The 16,092-nt window shown below is 66.9% G+C and carries 15 protein-coding genes; 8 read left to right on the top strand and 7 right to left on the bottom strand.

What is annotated here, in order from left to right; genetic code table 11:
* The first annotated feature begins 22 nt into the window (after positions 1 to 22).
* Positions 23 to 1,630 carry an SLC13 family permease gene (locus ACLIVD_RS33610; RefSeq protein ID WP_491931424.1) on the top strand — a complete coding sequence of 536 codons (1,608 nt, stop codon included), beginning with the start codon at positions 23 to 25 and terminating at the stop codon, positions 1,628 to 1,630.
* On the opposite strand, the gene ACLIVD_RS33605 is transcribed toward ACLIVD_RS33610, so the two are convergent.
* Genes ACLIVD_RS33605 through ACLIVD_RS33580 form a run of 6 tightly spaced genes read right to left on the bottom strand, consistent with a single transcriptional unit; the run spans position 1,631 to position 7,273 of the window.
* Positions 1,631 to 2,827 carry a TetR/AcrR family transcriptional regulator gene (locus ACLIVD_RS33605; protein WP_491931423.1) on the bottom strand — a complete coding sequence of 399 codons (1,197 nt, stop codon included), beginning with the start codon at positions 2,825 to 2,827 and terminating at the stop codon, positions 1,631 to 1,633.
* Between the two features lie 15 nt (positions 2,828 to 2,842).
* Positions 2,843 to 4,390, bottom strand: coding sequence for a long-chain-fatty-acid--CoA ligase (locus tag ACLIVD_RS33600; RefSeq protein WP_491931422.1), 1,548 nt, complete (start codon positions 4,388 to 4,390; stop codon positions 2,843 to 2,845).
* A gap of 24 nt (positions 4,391 to 4,414) precedes the next feature.
* Positions 4,415 to 5,218 (bottom strand): SDR family NAD(P)-dependent oxidoreductase, encoded by an 804-nt coding sequence (locus ACLIVD_RS33595; protein WP_164062240.1) that lies wholly within the window; start codon positions 5,216 to 5,218, stop codon positions 4,415 to 4,417.
* Positions 5,219 to 5,251: 33 nt separating this feature from the next.
* On the bottom strand, positions 5,252 to 5,632 hold the full coding sequence (locus ACLIVD_RS33590) for a MaoC/PaaZ C-terminal domain-containing protein (protein WP_491931421.1): 381 nt from the start codon (positions 5,630 to 5,632) through the stop codon (positions 5,252 to 5,254).
* A complete protein-coding gene (locus tag ACLIVD_RS33585) occupies positions 5,629 to 6,084 on the bottom strand; it encodes a MaoC family dehydratase N-terminal domain-containing protein (protein ID WP_491931419.1) in 456 nt (151 codons plus the stop codon). The genes ACLIVD_RS33590 and ACLIVD_RS33585 overlap by 4 nt, the downstream gene beginning before the upstream one ends.
* A gap of 1 nt (position 6,085) precedes the next feature.
* A complete protein-coding gene (locus tag ACLIVD_RS33580; RefSeq protein ID WP_491931418.1) occupies positions 6,086 to 7,273 on the bottom strand; it encodes a lipid-transfer protein in 1,188 nt (395 codons plus the stop codon).
* 269 nt (positions 7,274 to 7,542) lie between these two features.
* Between ACLIVD_RS33580 and ACLIVD_RS33575 the strand changes: the two genes are divergently transcribed.
* The 7 genes from ACLIVD_RS33575 to ACLIVD_RS33545 all read left to right on the top strand — a co-directional run bounded on the left by ACLIVD_RS33575 (position 7,543) and on the right by ACLIVD_RS33545 (position 14,666).
* The gene (locus tag ACLIVD_RS33575; RefSeq protein ID WP_397517862.1) at positions 7,543 to 8,862 is read left to right on the top strand and encodes an MFS transporter; all 1,320 of its coding nucleotides are present in this window, start codon (positions 7,543 to 7,545) and stop codon (positions 8,860 to 8,862) included.
* A gap of 56 nt (positions 8,863 to 8,918) precedes the next feature.
* Complete coding sequence (locus ACLIVD_RS33570; protein ID WP_491931417.1) at positions 8,919 to 10,076, top strand: acyl-CoA dehydrogenase family protein; 1,158 nt, start codon at positions 8,919 to 8,921, stop codon at positions 10,074 to 10,076.
* A gap of 45 nt (positions 10,077 to 10,121) precedes the next feature.
* A complete protein-coding gene (locus tag ACLIVD_RS33565) occupies positions 10,122 to 11,291 on the top strand; it encodes an acyl-CoA dehydrogenase family protein (protein ID WP_164062235.1) in 1,170 nt (389 codons plus the stop codon).
* A 52-nt stretch (positions 11,292 to 11,343) separates the two neighbouring features.
* On the top strand, positions 11,344 to 12,438 hold the full coding sequence (locus tag ACLIVD_RS33560; RefSeq protein ID WP_317760660.1) for a CaiB/BaiF CoA transferase family protein: 1,095 nt from the start codon (positions 11,344 to 11,346) through the stop codon (positions 12,436 to 12,438).
* A gap of 1 nt (position 12,439) precedes the next feature.
* The gene (locus ACLIVD_RS33555; protein ID WP_317760661.1) at positions 12,440 to 13,351 is read left to right on the top strand and encodes an acyl-CoA thioesterase domain-containing protein; all 912 of its coding nucleotides are present in this window, start codon (positions 12,440 to 12,442) and stop codon (positions 13,349 to 13,351) included.
* Positions 13,352 to 13,503: 152 nt separating this feature from the next.
* Positions 13,504 to 14,157: a TauD/TfdA family dioxygenase gene (locus tag ACLIVD_RS33550; RefSeq protein ID WP_317760662.1), complete on the top strand. Its 654-nt coding sequence runs from the start codon at positions 13,504 to 13,506 to the stop codon at positions 14,155 to 14,157.
* On the top strand, positions 14,154 to 14,666 hold the full coding sequence (locus ACLIVD_RS33545; RefSeq protein WP_317760663.1) for a hypothetical protein: 513 nt from the start codon (positions 14,154 to 14,156) through the stop codon (positions 14,664 to 14,666). The genes ACLIVD_RS33550 and ACLIVD_RS33545 overlap by 4 nt, the downstream gene beginning before the upstream one ends.
* Before the next feature lie 22 nt (positions 14,667 to 14,688).
* Here ACLIVD_RS33545 and ACLIVD_RS33540 read toward each other — a convergent pair whose 3' ends face one another.
* A complete protein-coding gene (locus tag ACLIVD_RS33540; RefSeq protein ID WP_164061570.1) occupies positions 14,689 to 16,092 on the bottom strand; it encodes a WS/DGAT/MGAT family O-acyltransferase in 1,404 nt (467 codons plus the stop codon).

Below are 16,092 nucleotides of genomic sequence, written 5' to 3'. Positions count from 1 at the left end.
ACCGTGTAGCAGGGGAGGGGCCATGACAGCCGAGAACCAGGGGCACCGCACCGACGTCGACAAGGCGCTGCTCGGGCACGCCACCTATCGCAGTCTCGGTGAACAGCAGCTCTCACCCGCGGAGGAGCGGTTCGAGAAGGGGCGGCGTACCATCGGGCTGTTTCTGGCGCCGCTGATCACGATCGTCTTCCTCGCCCTGCCGATCGACATCCCGCCCAACCAACAGACATTGGCCGGCGTGCTGCTCGGCGTCATCGTGCTGTGGGTGACCGAGGCGGTGCCGATCCCGATCGGCGGGCTGCTCGGGGTGGCGATCGTGGTGTTTCTGGGGGTGGCGCCGGCCGACGAGGTTCTCGCCGCGTTCGGGTCGTCGACGATCTTCACGTTCATCGGAGCGTTCATCCTCGCCCAGGCGATGCTCAAACACGGCGTCGCACGGCGGTTCGCGTTTCGGATCCTGACCCTGCCGCGTGTCGGCCAGTCCACCACCGGCGTGATCGTCGCGTTCGGCGCGATCACATGCGGGCTCTCGGCGTTCGTGTCCAATACCGCGACCGTGGCCATGCTGCTGCCCACCGCCCTGGGCATCCTCGGCGTCATCGCGAAACTCATGCAGCGCCGCGGCGTCGTCGCAGAGGACTTCGACCCGTTGCGTCTCCGGGTGGGTGCCGCGATCATGCTGATGCTCGCGTACAGCGCAAGCGTGGGCGGCCTGCTGACACCGGTCGGGAGCCCACCCAACCTCATCGGACGCGGGCTCATCGAGGAGGCCACCGGGGAGCGGATCAGCTTCGGGCAGTGGATGGTGATGGCCATCCCGATCTGCCTGCTGATGTTCATCGCGCTCGCCATCATCCTGCTGCGCCTCAACAAGCCGGAGATCCGGCGGATCGAAGGCGTCGCCGATTACCTGGCGGAGCAGCGCGCAGAAATGGGTCCGCTGTCGCGTGCCGAGAAGAACACGCTCATCGCGTTCGGAGTCACGGTGACGCTGTGGATCCTGCCCGGTGTCGTCGCGGTGGTCGCCGGCAACGACTCGGACCTCTACGGCACGATCAGCGACCGACTCGACGAGGGCATGGTCGCGGTCTTCGGTGCGGCGTTGCTCTACCTTCTGCCGACCGATTGGGAGAATCGCGAGTTCACGCTGACCTGGCGGGACGCAGCGAAGATCGACTGGGGCACGATCGTGCTGTTCGGCAGCGGCATCATCTTCGGCGCACTGCTCGCCGACAGCGGACTCGCCGAGACGATCGGCACCTCCGTCGCGGACTCGCTGGGCCTGACGAGCGTCGTCGCCATCACCGTCTTCGCGGTGCTGCTGGCCATCGCCGTGTCGGAGACGACGAGCAACACGGCGTCGGCGGCGGTCGTGGTGCCGATCGTGATCCCGGTGGCGGTGGCGGCCGGGGTCAACCCCTTCGTGCCCGCGCTCGCGGCCACGTTCGCCGCATCGTTCGGCTTCATGCTGCCGGTCTCGACGCCGCAGAACGCCGTGGTCTACGGCTCCGGAGCCGTCCGGATCACCACGATGATCCGAAGCGGAATAACCTTCGACATCGTCGGCGCAATTCTGATCATCGTCTTCCTGCCCTTGATGATCGCCGTGGTCGGCCTCGGCGGTGGGTGATCAGTCGGTACGGACTCCCAGTACCCGAAGTGCCAGTTCCTCGATTTCGTCTCGGTACCGCGGTCGGGCGTGCAGGTGCCGCAACCGGGAAAGGTCGTTGACCAACCCGATTGCGGCGAGCACCGTAGTCCGGGTCTCGTGGGTGTCGGTGCCGAGGAGATGTACCCACTCGTCGATGTACTCGCGTTGAGCCGTGCGTGACTGCGACTGTGCCTCTTCGGGTAAATTCGTCGACTCCTCGATGAGGATGCCGATGGCACTGTCGGGTGCCGACACGGCCGAGGTGTAGGAGTGCACCACCAGAGCGAGCGCGTCCTCGCGGGAGCGCGCACCGGCAAGCGCTTGGACCAACCCCATCCGCAGGGACTCGGTGCCTCGGACGAGGATCGCCTGGAGCACCTCGGCCTTGCTGTTGAAGTAGGTGTAGATGCTCGAACTCGCCATCCCCGCGGCGGCGCCGATGTCGTCCATCGTCACCGACTGGTAGCCGCGCCGCCGGAACAGGGAGATGGCGGCGGTCAACAGGGTTTCACGACGGGAAGCGTGAGCGAAGCCGGAGACGTATGCCTCCTCGGCAGGTATCTCCTCGGCGTGCCGGATCGGAGCGCTCCGCAGCCGTTCGCACAGCTCCAGTAGCAGGCTCTCCAAGCGTTTGCGCGGCAAGGTCGTTCGGTGCCGGGCGGGACTGAGGGCGACGCTCGACATGGCCCAGGCCAGCAAGTCGGCGTCCGCAGTGGTGAGGTCGGGGCGTTCGGAGCGGAGGGCGTCGGCGATGCGTGCCACGACCGACTGAACGGCCGTCCGCACCTCGGCCCGGCGTTCGGGAGCGAGGTGGCGGGATTCCTGGTCGAATAAGACCGCGCGGAAGTCGTTGTCGCGGCAGTAGCGGAACAGGGCCAGACAGTTCGAGGCCGAGTCCTCGGGGTCGACGTCGTCGAGGGTGGCCGTGATCGACGAGGCGGCATTGAGTATCGCCTGTGCGAGAAGGTCCTGCTTGTTCGGGAAATGGCGGTACAGCGCCCCCGCGGTGATTCCCACCGCGGAGGCGATATCCTCCATGTTCACCCCGTGGTAGCCGCGTCGCCCGAATTGCTCTCGGGCCACCGTGATGATCTGCGCTTTACGGTTGCGCGGCCGCGGCGTCTTCTTGGCGGACGGCTCGACAGCAGGTGTGTCGTCCGATGTGTCGATCGTCATTGCAGCCTCGGGGTGTCAGTGCGCGGTGCGGTCGGCCAGGTCGGAGAACTGCCGGCGGAGTTCTCTCTTGAGTATCTTGCCAGCCGGCGAGACCGGCATCTGCTCCACGATCGTGATGCTCCGTGGCGACTTGTACCCGGCGATCAGTTTCTTGGTGTGGGCTCGCACGTCGTCGCAGGTCAGTGACGTGCCCGGTTTCATCACCAGAAACGCGTGCACCCGCTCGCCGAACCGATCGTCGGGAACACCGATCACCGCACACTGCACCACGTCGGGATGAGAGGCGAGGGCATTCTCGACTTCGGTCGAGTACACGTTCTCTCCCCCGGAAATGATCATGTCCTTCAGTCGGTCCACCACGAACAGGTAGCCGTCCTCGTCCATGTAGCCGCCGTCGCCGGTGTACAGCCAGCCGTCGCGCAGCGCCGCCGCGGTCTCTTCCGGTCGATTCCAGTAACCGGTCATGATGTTGCCGCCGCGGGCAATGATCTCGCCGACGTCGCCGCGGGGGAGTTCGTTGCCTCGGTCGTCGACAACCCGCACCTCGACGTGACCCATCGGCCGACCGGCCGAATTGAGCCGGGTGGCCGCGTGGTGGTCGTCGGCGCTGAGCGAGGTGAGTCCGGGGCCGGCCTCGGTCATCCCGTAACCCTGCACGAAATCAGCTTTCGGGAAGGCGCGCTGGGCCTGGCGTAGCAGGGTCTCGGAGATCGGGGACGCGCCGTACTGAATTGCGGTGATGCTGGACAGGTCGCGGATCTCGCGCTCCGGGTGGCGCAGCAACATCTGGATCATGGTCGGTACCAACAGCATCGAGTTGATCCGCTGCCCTTCGATCAGTCGCAGCGCCGCGGCCGGTTCGAACGACGGCAACATCACCAGGATGCCACCGGCGATGTTCTGGCCGTTCCAGCTGGCCAGTGCAGCGAGGTGGAACATGGGTGCGGACAGCAGGGCGCGGCCGCCTGCGACGGCGGTGTGGTTGGCGGCCAGCGACCCGAGGCTCGCGGTCATCAGGTTGAGGTGGGTGAGCATGACGCCTTTGGGGCGGCCGCTGGTACCACCGGTATAGAAAATCCCTGCCAGGGTGTCTCCGCCCACGCGCAGGTCTTCGACGGGTTCCGCGGTGGCGACCAGGTCTTCGTAACGGAGAAGCCCGTCCGGTGTCGGTTGGTCGCCGCAGTGCACCACTGCTCGCAGCGACGGGAAGAGTGCGCGCATCTCGTCCAGCAGCGGTACGAAGGTGTCGTCGACCAGCAGTACCGTCGTCTGTGAGTCTTCGAGGGCGAACGCGATCTCGGCGGCGCTCCAGCGGGTGTTGAGCGGGTTGACCACGCCGCCTATCCACCAGGTGGCGAAGAAGTACTCGTGGTACCGGTCGGAATTGAGCGACAGCATGCCGACGCGGTCGCCGACCCCCACACCGAGACCGAGCAGAGCGCCCGCGAGGCGGGCGACCCTGTCTCCGGTCTCGCTGCTGGTGTGGATGCGGTCCCCGCACACGGTCATGGGCTGGTTCGGGCGTTGCTGCACCGCGCGATGCAGTGACTGAGTCAAGTACATGGGGACCCCTCCTGTCGGGGATAGTTAGCGGCTGCCGCCGTCGCAAACCAGGCACTGGCCGCTGACGTAGTCGGTCTCGGGCAGACACAGGGCGAACACTGCGCCCGCGGCCTCGTCGGGACGGCCTGCCCGGCCCAGCGGGATGGACCGCTCGGCTGCGGCGAGCAGCTGGGGGTTGACGCCGACCTTGATCTCCCGGCCTTCGACGTCGATGGTGGCGTTGCCGTCCGCCGACGCCTCCGTCAGGCGGGTGTTGATCAGGCCGTAGGCGACCGCGTTGACATTCACCCGGTAGCGGCCCCACTCGCGGGCGAGGGTCTTGGTCAGTCCGATGATGCCCGCCTTGGCGGCGGCGTAGTTGGACTGGCCGGCGTTGCCGACGACACCGGCGTTGGAGGAGATGTTGACGACCTTGCGGTGGTAGTCGGTCGGGTTCGCCTTGATGTACGGCTGCGCGGCACGCAGGATCTGGAACGGTGCCTTCAGGTGCAGATCCAGGATGGTGTCCCACTGCTCGTCGGTCATCTTCTGGATGACGTTGTCCCAGGTGAAGCCGGCGTTGTTGACGATGATGTCGAGGCCGCCGAAGGTGTCGACGGCGGTGGCGACGAAGCGGTCCGCGAAGCCTTCCTCGGTGACGGAACCGATACTGGCGACGGCCTTGCCGCCGGCTGCAACGATCTCCTCGACCGTCTCCTTGGCCGGGCCCGGGTCGAGGTCGTTGACGACGACGCTGGCGCCCTCGGCCGCGAACTTGAGGGCGATGGCACGGCCGATGCCGCGGCCGGATCCGGTGACGATGGCCGTCCTGTTGTCGAGCTTGCCCATGAGCGGGACTTCCTTTCGGTGGTGTGGCGAAGGTCAGGCGGCGACGACGGCGTCGCCGCGGAGGGTGACCGTTCCGTCGGCGAGGGTGACGGTGAGGTCCAGATGGGCCAGGCCGTCCTCGACCTTGGTCACGGTTCCGGTGCACGTCGGCTTCGCGTGCAGCGGGGTGATGGCGGCGAATCGTACGCTGTAGGAGCAGAGTCGTTCCTGTGGAACATAATTGGTCAGCAGTCGGCCGAGGTAGGCCATCGACAGCATGCCGTGGGCGAACACGTCGTCCATGCCACCGGAGCGCGCGACGTCGAGATCGATGTGCATCGGATTGTGGTCACCGGAGGCGCCGGCGTAGAGCGCGAGCGTGGTGCGGCTGATGCCGGCGAGCTGCAATTCCGGGAGGGAGTCGCCTGTTTTCATTTTTCCGCCTTCGGGTTTCGGACGACGAGGGTGTTGGTGAGGCGGGCGATCGGCTCACCGTCGCGGGTGACGTCGACCGTTCGGACGAGGAAGTCCAACGCTCCGTTCTTCTTCGAGTACACGTCGGTGACGGTGCCGTTGTAGGCCAGCGTGTCGCCGGCGTAGGCCGGCGAGTGGTACTTGAACGCCTGCTCGCCGTGCAGCACGTACCGCATGTCGATCCCGAGTTCGCGGATGAGGGCGAACGGGTCCGGCTTCTCCATGTCCAGGCAGAACAGGAAGGTCGGCGGCACGAGTACATCGCGGTGCCCGGCCGCCTTGGCGGCCTCGGTGTCGAAGTAGACCGGGTTGGTCTCGCCGATGGCCTGCGCGAAGAAGCGCAGACGTCCGCGCTCGACGACCACTTCGTGACCGGGGATCACCTTGCCGATGACGGCCGGATCGAGTGCCACGTCAGCCCACCTTCTTGAAGATGCTGACCACACACGCGCCGCCGAGCCCGAGGTTGTGCTGCAGGGCGATCCGCGCACCCTCCACCTGACGCGCCCCCGCCTGACCGCGGAGTTGCCACACGAGTTCGGCGCACTGGGCCAGTCCGGTGGCGCCGAGCGGGTGCCCCTTGGAGAGCAGACCACCCGACGGGTTGGTGACCACCCGGCCGCCGTAGGTGTTATCGCCGTCGAGGATGAACTTCTCGGCGGTGCCCTCGGGGGTCAGACCCAGTCCCTCGTAGGTGATGAGCTCGTTGGCGGAGAAGCAGTCGTGCAGTTCGACGACCTGTACGTCCTCGGGGCCGATGCCCGCGGCCTCGTAGACCTGGGCGGCGGCCGCTGCGGTCATGTCGTAGCCGACCACCTTCATCATGTCCCGGTCCTCGAACGTGCTGGCAGTGTCGGTCGTGAGGGCCTGCGCCTCGATCACCACGTCCGCCGCCAGCCCGTGCTTGCGGGCGAACTCGTCGCTGCACACCACCGCCGCTGCGGCGCCGCAGGTCGGTGGGCAGCACTGGTATCTGGTCAAGGGGCCGAAGATGTGCGGCGACTCGAGCACCTGCTCCTCCGTGAGCAGGTCGCGGAAGACGGCATTGGGGTTGTTGGCCGCGTGCTTGCGGGCCTTGACCGAGATCTTCGCGAACGTCTCCGGCTTCGTGCCGTATTTCTGCATGTGGGAAACGCCCGCGCCGCCGAACAGCTGGGCCGCGCGCGGAGACGTCTCGTCGACGCCCTGAATCTCCGTCATCAGGTCGTCGAATCGGAACATCGGCGCCGGGCGGTCGTCCCAGACCCGCTTGAGCGCACCGGGTTTCATCTGCTCGAACCCGACGGCCAGGGCGCACTCGGCGGCACCACTGGCGACGGCCTGGCGGGCCAGGTACAGCGCCGACGAGCCGGTGGCGCAGTTGTTGTTGACGTTGAAGACGGGGATTCCGGTCAGCCCGAGTCCGTACAGCGCGGCCTGACCGGCCGTGGAGTCGCCGTACACGTACCCCGCGTAGGCCTGCTGAACGAGGGAGTACTCGATGCCGGCATCACGCAATGCTGCGCGGGCAGCGGTCTCACCCATGACGTTGTAGTTCTCGCTCTTGCCGGGCTTGGTGAACGGGATCATCCCGACTCCGGCGACGTGGACCTTGCGAGTCACATCTGACTCCTCTCTGATCGAATCAATATTTACTTAACACGACCCGACAGATTCTGTCCACCACGCTCGGCCTGCCGTCTTGCAGCTGCTTCCCTAATTCAAAGGCGTGATCGCGAGAAGTGGCCGACGACTTTCAGTGAACTATTGCCCTTTGATGCCGGATGATGATTTACTTTTTCGAACCGGGGTGGTTCGCGTCACAGTTCGCTCCGAGTCCCCGCGTCTCCGCGCCGCGCAGCCGTCGCCATTGCCCGAGAGGATCGATGAGAATGACATCGAGCAAGCAGGACGTTTCCCCCGTTGTGTCACCCGAAGTAGGAGGGGAGTCCCGCGTGCGGGCCTGGGGCCTCACCGGAATTCTGGTGCTGTTGGTCGTCGTCAACTGGGCCGACAAGGCCGTCTTCGGGCTGGTTGCCCAGCCGCTGGCCACAGAGTTCGGTCTGACCTCCGCCCAGATCGGGCTCGTAGGCAGTGCATTTTTCCTGGCATTCACCGTTGGCGGCTTCTTTGCCGGGGTGTTGCACAAGTGGATGTCGTTGCGCTGGCTGCTCCTGCTGTTGTGCCTGGCCTGGGCAGCGTCGATGGTGCCGCTGGTGGTCGTTGCCGGCTTCACGATGCTGTTGATCAGCCGGATGGCGCTGGGATTCTTCGAGGGGCCGTCGGGGGCGCTGATCCATACCGGCGCCTACTCCTGGCATCCCGTAGAGAAGCGTGGGCTGCCCGGCGCTTTCCTGGCTTCCGGTGCGTCGATCGCCAAGATTCTGATCGCCCCGCTGATGGCCCTGGCCGTCGCGAACTGGGGGTGGCGATCCACGTTCCTCATCCTCGCCATGGTCAGCGTGGTCTGGTCCGTCGTGTGGCTCGTGACCTGGCAAGGAGGGCCCTACGGCAAGCGCCCCGTCAAAAAGGCCGCCGCGAACTTCGACACCGCTGCGCCGACCGCCGACCCCAAGGTGTCATGGTCCCGGATCCTCCGGACACCGACATTTCTCGGCGCGCTCGCCGCAGTCTTCACCATGTACGCTCTCGTCACCGTCGTGCTGACGTGGTTGCCGTCCTACTTCGAGGTCGGCCTGGGGTATTCGCGGGTGCAGGCTGGCACCATGTTCGGGATCCCCAGCATCGCCGGACTGTTCTTCATGTTCCTGTGCACCTCGGTCAGCGACCGGCTGTTGGTGCGCGGCGCCAGTTCCCGGGTGCTGCGCGGCATCGTGCCGGGAATCGCACTGCTGCTGTGCGGAATCGCACTGATCACCATGCCGTACATCCAGACGCCCCTCGTCGCGGTGATGGTCGTCTCGATCGGCTACGGTGTCGGCACCGTCATCATCCCGCTGTTCAATGCCGCGATCTCGGAGATCTGCCCGCCGCAGCAGATGGCAGGCGTGCTGGGCGTGTTCATGGCGATGATGGCCACCGGTGGCCTGATCGCCCCGTACCTCACCGGCGTCATCGTCGACAATGCCGCCACCCCCGCCGGCGGTTACGCCTCGGCCTTCCAGATCTTCGGCATCGCCGCCGTCATCGGCGCGGTGATCGCCCTCCTCACCGTCAACTCCGTCCGCGACCGCGCCCGAATTCTCGGCTGACGCGGCCACATCCCCGACACCCATCCACGCTAGTCCGCAGAAAAGAAGGAAAAGACATGCAGCGCATCGTGTTCAACCAGGAACATGAAGACTTCCGCAAAGTCATCCGTGACTTCATCGAGTCGCAGGTCACGCCGAACTTCGCCGATTGGGAGCGCGAGGGCATGGTGCCGCGCGACTTCTACCGTCAGCTCGGCAAGCTGGGCGTGCTCGGGATGACCGTACCCGAGTCCTACGGTGGAGCCGGTGAGACCAGCTTCAAGTACCAGGCGGTGCTCTCCGAGGAGACCGCCCGCGCCGCAGTCAGTTTCGGTGCATTCGGCGTGCACACCGGCCTGGTGCTGCCCTACCTGCTCACCTACGGCACCGAGGAGCAGAAGCAGCGCTGGCTGCCCGGGTTCGTCAGCGGGGACATGATGACCGCCATCGCGATGACCGAGCCGGGCACCGGATCGGACCTCGCCGGCATCAAGACCACCGCCCGGCTGTCGGAGGACGGCACCCACTACATCCTCAACGGCGCCAAGACCTTCATCACCGGAGGCGTTCAAGCCGACCGCGTCCTCGTCGTCTGCCGCACCTCCCCGGCCACCGAGGAGAACCGCCGCGCCGGCCTCAGCATCCTCGCGGTCGACACCACGAGCGAGGGCTACGTGGTGGGCCGCAAGCTCGAGAAGATCGGCATGCGCACCTCCGACACCGCCGAGCTTTCCTTCACTGACGTGCGGGTTCCTGTCGAGGATCTGCTCGGCGAGGAGGGCGCGGCGTTCGGCTACCTGGCCAACAACCTTCCGCAGGAGCGCCTGATGATCGCGGTCACCACCACCGCCGCCGCCACCGGCGCCATCACGTTCGCCTCCGACTACGTGCGTGACCGGAAGGTGTTCGGCAAGCCCGTCGCCGACTTCCAGAACACCAAATTCGTCATCGCCGAGTGCATCGCCAAGGTGGAGGCCGCGCAGGCCATGGTGGACCGGGCCATCGAGCTGCACGAGACCGGCGACCTGAGCGTCGCCGATGCCGCCAAGGCGAAGCTGTTCTGCACCGAGAACGCCGGCGAGATCATCGACAAGTGCCTGCAGCTGCACGGCGGATACGGCTACATGCTCGAGTACCCCATCGCCCGGCTGTACGCGGACACCCGCGTCTCGCGGATCTACGGCGGCACCAACGAGGTCATGAAGTCGATCATCGCCAAGTCGGCCGGTTTCTGACCAAGTCCCGCAGGAGCTTTCGCCCTCACGAACAGGAGCATTCACGTGATCGATCCCCGGGTCCGCACCCTCGACTTCGAGACGTACCGGCAGGTGATTCGCGACTTCACCGACGACGAACTGATCCCGCGGGAGAATGAGATGGTCGCCGCCGGTGCGGTGCCCCCGGACCTCGTCCGACGGATGAGCGAGCTCGGTCTGTTCGGCATCACCCTGCCCACCAGCGTCGGGGGTCTGGGGTGGACGGTCGAGCAGCAGGTGCTCCTGACGTTCGAGTTCACCCGGTCCTCGGCTGTGTATCGGTCGCGGTTCTCGACGAGCATCGGTCTGGCCTCGCAGATCCTGCTCGAATACGGCACCGACGTGCAGCGCGAGAGGTACCTCCCCGCGATGGCGGCCGGGGAGTGCGTGATGGCCTTCGCGCTGACCGAGGAGTACGCCGGGAGCGACGCGTCCGCGGTACGGACCACCGCGACCCGGACGCGTGGCGGCTACGTCATCGACGGGGAGAAGCGCTACATCACCAACGGCGGGTGGGCGGACGTGCTGGTGGTGTTCGCCCGCACCGAGGACGGCGGTGTCTCGTCGTTCCTGGTGGATCGGGACACTCCCGGCGTGCAGACCCGGTTGCCCGAGTTGATGAACGGTCACGCCGAGGGGCCCGTCGCCGAGGTCAGTCTGCGTGGGGTGCGAGTAGACGCAGACCGGCTGATCGGAGGGGTGGAAGGCCTGGGAATGACGCACGCCATGCGCGGGATCAACCAGGCCCGCACCCACGTCGCGGCCACCGCCGTCGGTCAGGCCACGCGCTTGCTCACCGAGGCCGCGCGGCACGCCGGTGAGCGGGAGCAATTCGGGCAACCCCTGGCCGAGTTCGGCGCCGTCCAGGCCATGCTCGGTCGCAGCTACGCAGAGCTCGAGGCGGGACGGTCGATGATCCTGGATTGTGCCCGCGAATTCGACGCCGGCACCCCGCCGCGGCATCGCATTTCGGCGGCGAAACTCTATTGCACCGAGATGGCATCCGTCGTGGCCGACCGGGCGGTCCAGGTGCTCGGCGGAGCCGGCATCGTGGGCGAACACCCGGTGCCGCGCATGTGGCGTGACGTGCGGGCGCTGCGCATCTACGAGGGTGCCTCGCAGATCCACGAGCGCAACCTCGCTCGGGCACTGCCCACCCTGCTGTCCACCACGCAAACCGCTCGAGTCGGCTGAACATTCAGCGTCACAACGCATTCCATCACCGCGAGAAGCAGAGGAACAATTCATGGCGACCACCACCGGCACCGGACCACTCACCGGTGTCCGCATTGTCGAACTCGCCGGCATCGGTCCCGGCCCGCACGCTGCGACGTTGCTCGCCGACCTCGGCGCCGACGTGGTCCGCGTACAGCGCGCCGGCCTGCTGCCGACAGCCGGGCAGGCCCGCGACCAGACCCACCGCGGACGCCGCGTCGTGGAAGCGAATCTCAAAGACCCCGCCGACATCGAACTCGTCCTCGGGCTCATCGAGCGGGCAGACGTGCTCATCGAAGGCTTCCGGCCCGGCGTCACCGAGCGCCTGGGTCTGGGCCCGGACGTCGCACTGGCGCACAACCCGCGCCTGATCTACGGCCGGATGACCGGCTGGGGGCAGGAAGGTCCACTCGCCCAGACGGCCGGCCACGACATCAACTACATCTCGCTGACCGGTGTGCTGCACGCGATCGGCAGGAAGGGCGAGCGCCCGGTGCCGCCGCTGAACATGGTCGGTGACTTCGGCGGCGGCTCGATGTTCCTCGTGTTCGGCATCCTCGCTGCGCTGATCGAGCGTCACACGTCGGGCAAGGGTCAGGTCGTCGACGCGGCCATGGTGGACGGCACCCTGGCGTTGTCGCACATGATGTGGAGCTTCCGCGGGTTGGGCCGGTGGTCGGACGAGCGCGGGGTGAACATGCTCGACACCGGTGCGCCGTACTACGACACCTACGAAACCGCGGACGGCCGATACATGGCCGTCGGTGCAGTCGAACCACAGTTCTACGCACTGCTGGTGGAGGGTCTGGGTCTGGACCCGGCCGATCTGCCGGCCCAGAACGACCGGACCGGCTGGCCGCAGCTGCAGAAACTGTTCGCCGAGGTGTTCCTCACCAAGACCCGCGACGAGTGGGCGGCGATCTTCGGCGGCACCGACGCCTGCACCACACCGGTGCTGACCTTCGCCGAGGCACCGCAGAACCCGCACATCGCCGCCCGCGGATCCCTCGTCGAACTGGACCGGGTCACCCAGCACCGGCCGGCGCCGCGATTCTCCCGCAGCGAGCCCGGCTTACCCGGTGCCCCGGTCACCGAAGCGGTCGACACCGCCACGCTGTGGAACTGAAGTGACAGCCGACGCGCAGCTCGACGCGGAACAGGCGGCAGCCAGATCGGCACACACCGCTCAACCGTTCTTCGCTCGTGCAGGTTCGGGGTACGAGCCGAGGGCGGCCGCCATCAGCGGATGGTCGGCGGACATGGTGTCCGGTCCGGCCGTGCTGGGTTTGCTTGCCCACGCCATCGAGAGTGAGTACAAGCAGGATGAATTCTTCGCCACCCGAGTGACCGCGGATCTCTTTCGTCCGGTGAGGATGGGCCGGATCGATGTTCGCTCACGGATCATCCGGTGGGGAAACCGAATTCGACTTGTCGAAGCCGAATTGATTCAGTCCGATGAAGCCGTGGCCAGGGCCACGGTTGCTTTCTACCGGAAATCGAGGAACGCAGCAGGAGCGCATTGGGTCGACTCCCGCGTCCCTCAGCCTCCCTCGCCGGCCGAGCATGTCGGCGAGCGGTTGATCGGCACCAGTGGGGAGAATGCCGATTGGGGGCCGTTGCCGCACGGAGGACCGGCTTGGCGAACCTCTGATCGGAAACGGATCTGGACGACAGGGTGGTCCGTGATCGCAGGAGAAGCGACCACCCCCTTCGTGCGTGCGGCAATGATCGCCGACTTGACCAATTTGGTAACCAACATGGGCACCGAGGGCATCGGATACATCAACGGTGACGTCACGCTGGCGCTGACCAGACTGCCGGAGGGGATCGAACTCGGACTGGAAGCCGACAGCCACCGCGCGTGCGACGGAGTCGCGGTGGGCTCGGCAACCATGTTCGACCGCGACGGCCCTTTGGGGATCTGCACGGTTTCCGCCATCGAGAACGACCGCAGAACGCTCCAGCGACCACCGCTCGTTCCGGCGGCGCAATCTCACCCGCACCCTGTTGTTACAGCCCCGGCAGTTCGTTCCGGGTGACGTTTGGCTCCCCTAGGGTGCCTGGTGTGCGTGGCGGCACGACCACATTCTTGAAACCGATCACGACGATCCCGGTCTCGAACGACCGGCATCACGGGGTACATATCCCAGTCGGGTTTTGGGAATGGAGGAATGGATGTCGCCGAATTGTCATGTCGTTTCTGCGGGTGTGGGAACGGTGGAAGGCCGTGTCGACCGGTCCCGGCTGGAGGAGGACGGCTATCGTCGTCCACGACGTACCCGACCGCTCCGCCGCAGCGGAAGTGGTTGGCTCCCTGGGTGATCTGGTCCCGCAATACAACGGTCTGCTCACCCACGAGGTGACGTACCGTCCCGGCAACGATCATCGGGCGTACTCGCAGAGCGCGAACACGATTCTGGCGCATACCGAGGCCCCGGGCTGGAATCCCAGCCCGGCGTACCCTGGAACCGGCCGAGCTCACCCTGATGACGGACGCCGAACTGACCTTCCCGGGCCCGGACGGAGGTTGCGCACCGCGATGCTGGGCGCGGACGACACCGGCCGCACCGCCCTGCGCTTCAGCTACAACCTGCTCACCGCGGCCGACTACGACCCGCACCACGACTCCGACGTCGACGACTCCCGGCTGCCGCTCGGCCGGGCCGGTCGCAGGTTGGCGCATCGCGTCAGCGACCTGTTCCACGAACTGCGCACCCGCGTGCTGATCCCGGAGAATGCACTGCTCATCTGGGACAACCAGCGCATGCTGCACGCGCGTTCGGAGTACGCCGACCGCACCCGTCACCTCACTCGCTTCTGGGCCGGCGACCGGACTCGCGCATGATCGTGCTCGACGCCGTCGGCGTGGAGGTCGGTGCAACCCACACCGAGATCGTGCTCACCCCAACCGGTCCCCGGGTGATCGAAACCCATGTGCGGATGGGCGGCGACGAGATTCCGTCCCTGGCCCTCGACGCTACCGGCGTGGACCTCGCCGAATGCGTCGTGCGGCAGACCGTCGGGGAGAAGGTTCTACCCGGGATCCGGGCCGTCCTCGCTGAGGAGCGGCCGGCCCGCTGTTCCGCGATCTGGTTCGCCGCCGCACCGGTCGCGGGTGTTCTCACCGACGTCAGCGGCATCGACGACGCCCGGAAGGTCGACGGCGTGACCGACGTGCAACTCCTGGTCCGCCCGGGCGGCGCGGTCACCGTCCTGGAATCGTCCGATTCACGTGTCGCGTACGCACGCGCGGTCGGGGACACCGCAGAGCAGGCGCTCGACGCCGCCCGGGAGGCCATGGCACGCCTCGAATTTCAGGTGCGCGTGGCCGCCGCGAACACGGTGACGGTCTGATCCCGCAGATGTTCTCTCGAGTTCACAGTCCGACAGCGGTTTCGAGGAGATCGAGTTCGGCGTCGAGCTGATCGAGCATGGGGTGCAGGTCCGGGACGGTGCGGCGGCAGCCGGTGAGGCCGAAGACGATCTGGTCGTCGCTGCTGGTGCAGGTGATGTTAAGTGCCTGCCCGGTGGTGGGGATGGACAGCGGGTAGAGGGATTCGAGTCGGGCCCCGTTCCAGTACAACGGGGTTCGGGGGCCTGCGACGTTGGAGATGACGACGTTGAACGGTGGCCGCAGCGGACCCCGGCGGCCGAGAAACATCTCGACTCCGAGCGGGGCGGCGCCGAGTGCGCTCATCGCGAGCACCTGGGCCGGACTCATCGCCTGAAGGGCCGCCTTGCCCTCGTTCATGCAGTTGCGCACGGTCTCGAGGCGGTGCGCGGGGTCGGGGAGGTGGGTGGCCAGGTTGCACATGAGCACTCCCACCCGATTGCCGCCGGCCCCGGTATTCGGCGCGCGGAGGGAGACGGGGACCATCGCGATCAGGGGATTGTCCGGCAACGCGTCGCGGGTGTGCAGGTAGGCCCGGAGGGTGCCCGCGCACATCGTCAGCACGATGTCATTGATGGTGGCGTCGGCGTGCTTGGCCAGCAGACGGATCCGTTCGAGGGGGAAGGACCGGGCTGCGACGTGCCGGGCTCCGCTGATCGGCACGTTGAACAGGGTGTGCGGTGCGGTCAGCGACACCGCACCCCCCTTGCCGTGCAGTGCGCGATCCACGGTGCCGACCGCTGCGGGCAGGAGTCCGGCCACCTCGCCGACCGCCGCGCGGGCGGCGTCCCACGCCATCGCGGGCAGTGCCGAGCCGAGCCCTCCCGAAACCGCGACGCCCGCGTCCGGCACGGCCGCCAGCGGGTTGCGGGGTTGCCAGGGCGTGGGCATGTTCCGACGATGCGGGTCCTCGCTCATGCTGTCGCGGAGCAGCCTCATCGCGGATGCACCGTCGGCGAGGGCGTGGTGGATCTTGGTGTAGATCGCGTAGCGGCCGTCGGCGAGGCCCTCGATCAGGTGCATCTCCCACAGGGGGCGGCTGCGGTCGAGCAGGGTGCCGTGCAGCCTCGACACCAGGGTCATCAGTTCGGCCATTCCGCCCGGCTGGGGCAGGGCGTCCCGGCGGACGTGGTGCTCCAGATCGACCTCGTGGTGCGGGAGGGTGTCCCAGCCCCACTGGCCGAGCGACGTTACCGAACGGCGGGCCCGCTTGCGGAACGGCGCCGCCACCTGGTCACCGATCAGCGCGGCATCGAACATCGCGCGCACATCGGCCGCGGACGCCCCCTCGGGTGGCGTGAACACTGCCAGGCCGCCGACGTGCATCGGATGCTCGCGGGACTCGCCGAGCAGAAACAGTGAATCGGTCGGTGCCATCGGCAACAGCAT

It is taken from the genome of Rhodococcus sp. G6(2025) (assembly GCF_058628105.1).
The sequence above is the reverse complement of the archived record's forward strand: the minus strand, read 5'-3'. Positions and strand labels throughout refer to the sequence as shown.